Genomic DNA, 2,029 nt, shown 5'->3' with positions numbered 1-2,029 from the left:
GGCGGGCTAGACGGCCAGGCCGCTGCCTCCGCCGGAGTGGAACAAGCCGTAGAGGATGCCGGTCAGCAGGCCGAAGGCGAGGTGCCCGACGAACGAGGTCGCCACGTCGAGGGCGCCGTAGTTGCGGTAGGCGAAGCCCTGCCTGCCTACCTCGCCACTTTCCGGGTCCAGCGAGGGCAGGATCTTCACCACCGGACCGGCCAACGTGTAGTGGACCAGGGCTCCGACCAGGCCCCACAGCCACAGGTCGCCCTCGACGCCGATCAGCCGGAAGAACACCGCGTACAACACCGCGATGACCGCCGCCAAGACCTGGTGGAACAGGATCCCGACCAGGTAGCCGCCGGCCCCGCGCAGCCGGAACAGGTTGCCCCAGGTCCGGAAGATGTTCTGCTTCACCGGCAGGCCGAGGGCCTTCTGCAGATAGACCGGCCCCTCCATCACCGCGCCGGCGATCAACCCCGCGACCACCGCGGGCCAGATCTCGACATCGAGCACCTGTTCCTCCTCACTTCGTGGCGATCGAACGGGTTGCGCCGACGCCTTGCTGCGGACGGCTTCGTCAGGCGCCCATACACTGCGCGCCGCCGCCTCGTCGACGCCTCCTGGTGCTCCTCTGTCACATCGCCGTAAGAAGTGCGGCGCCCCCGTGAGGGCCCGTGAGGGCCTGACCTACAACGTCGCCTCCGCCGCTCTGGAGCTCTACCAACCGAGCCCGCCGGCACGCCGTCGCAGCCTTGGGTGAGTACAGCGATCACCTGACGGAGCCGCGATCGGCGAGGTGCCACGCAGCGGACGTGCGACCGATCCGCACGCGCAGCCCGTCCGGCCGGTGTCGTCGTCTCGCCCCTCTTCCCTAGCTGAAGGAGACTGACCCGGCATCGCCGACCTGCGGCCAGGCACGACGACGCGGGTTATAGCCGGGGGTGCGCCAGCGACGGCGGTCACGGCTCAGCAGCCGGCGCCGACAGCCGTGCAGGACCGGGACGACGAAGGAAGCAGATCCAGAGGCCTGGGACATGACAGAGGCTGACAGTTCGCGGATGATTCCGTCGGTGACTGCCGAAGACGTCGCCGCCCCTGGTCCGACCGGGTCGGCTCGTGACGGCGTGGCGCGTGTTCTCCTCGTGGACGACGACCCGCTACTCGCCCGTGTCGTCAGCCGTTACTTGCAGCGTCATGGGCTGGAGACGGAGTGGGTCAGCGACGGGCAGGCGGCGCTGGCGGCTGTTGAGCGCCACCGCCCCGATCTCGTCCTGCTGGACGTGATGCTGCCTGGTCGCCACGGTCACCATGTGTGCCGGGATCTTCGCGTGCGATGGGACCTGCCGGTGCTGATGCTCACGGCACTGGGAGACGAGGACGCGCGTGTGGCCGGGCTGGAGGCGGGCGCAGACGACTACGTCTGCAAACCTTTCAGCCCTCGAGAGCTGCTACTGCGTATCCGCTCGCTGCTGCGCCGCACGGCCAGCGGTAACACGTCCCTACCGCAGCTGATTCGAGACGGCGACTTCTCCTTGGATCTGAGCCGTCGCGAAACTCGCGTCGGTCAGCGCATTTTGCCGCTGACGGCGAGAGAGCACGACCTGCTGCAGTTCCTCATGCAGCACCCCGGAGTCAACTTCACCCGGCAGGAACTGCTGGAGCGGGTGTGGGGCTGGTCGCACGGAGACCTGTCCACCGTGACCGTGCATGTGCGGCGTCTACGGGAGAAGATCGAGGACGATCCGGCGCGGCCCATGCGGCTGTTGACCGTCTTCGGCGTCGGTTACCGGTACGAGTACCGGGAGCAACAGTGAATACCTCGCTGACCGTCGCAAGCGCCGTTGCGCTGTCCTCGATCCTTGCCGTGGCCTTGCTTGGGCTCTCCGTGCTGTACGCGCTGCGTCGCCGGTCGATCACGACCGTGCTCACTGGGACCGTGCTGGTGCCGGTCTTGAGCTTGGCCGTCGGGGTCCTGGCCATGACCGCGCTGGCGCCGCCGCGTGCATTGGATCAGCTCGCCATACCGGTTGGGGTCGCGGTCGGT

The 2,029-nt window shown here is 68.1% G+C and carries 3 protein-coding genes; 2 read left to right on the top strand and 1 reads right to left on the bottom strand.

Annotation, left to right across the window (positions count from 1 at the left end; all coding sequences use genetic code 11):
* Window positions 1-6: 6 nt before the first annotated feature.
* A complete protein-coding gene (locus CNO22_RS26825) occupies window positions 7-498 on the bottom strand; it encodes a hypothetical protein (RefSeq protein WP_198588642.1) in 492 nt (163 codons plus the stop codon).
* Between the two features lie 557 nt (window positions 499-1,055).
* Here CNO22_RS26825 and CNO22_RS26820 point away from each other — a divergent pair.
* Both CNO22_RS26820 and CNO22_RS26815 read left to right on the top strand, forming a co-directional pair.
* Entirely contained in the window at window positions 1,056-1,799 is a 744-nt protein-coding gene (locus CNO22_RS26820; protein WP_232807391.1) for a response regulator transcription factor, read from the top strand.
* Window positions 1,796-2,029: hypothetical protein (locus CNO22_RS26815; protein WP_198588641.1), on the top strand; the 234-nt coding region annotated here is incomplete at its 3' end. The genes CNO22_RS26820 and CNO22_RS26815, both read left to right, overlap by 4 nt.

The organism is Geodermatophilus chilensis (genome assembly GCF_002802985.1).
Classification (GTDB): Bacteria; Actinomycetota; Actinomycetes; order Mycobacteriales; family Geodermatophilaceae; genus Geodermatophilus; species Geodermatophilus chilensis.
Note: the sequence above shows the minus strand (reverse complement) of the source record. Positions and strands in the feature narration are given on the sequence as shown.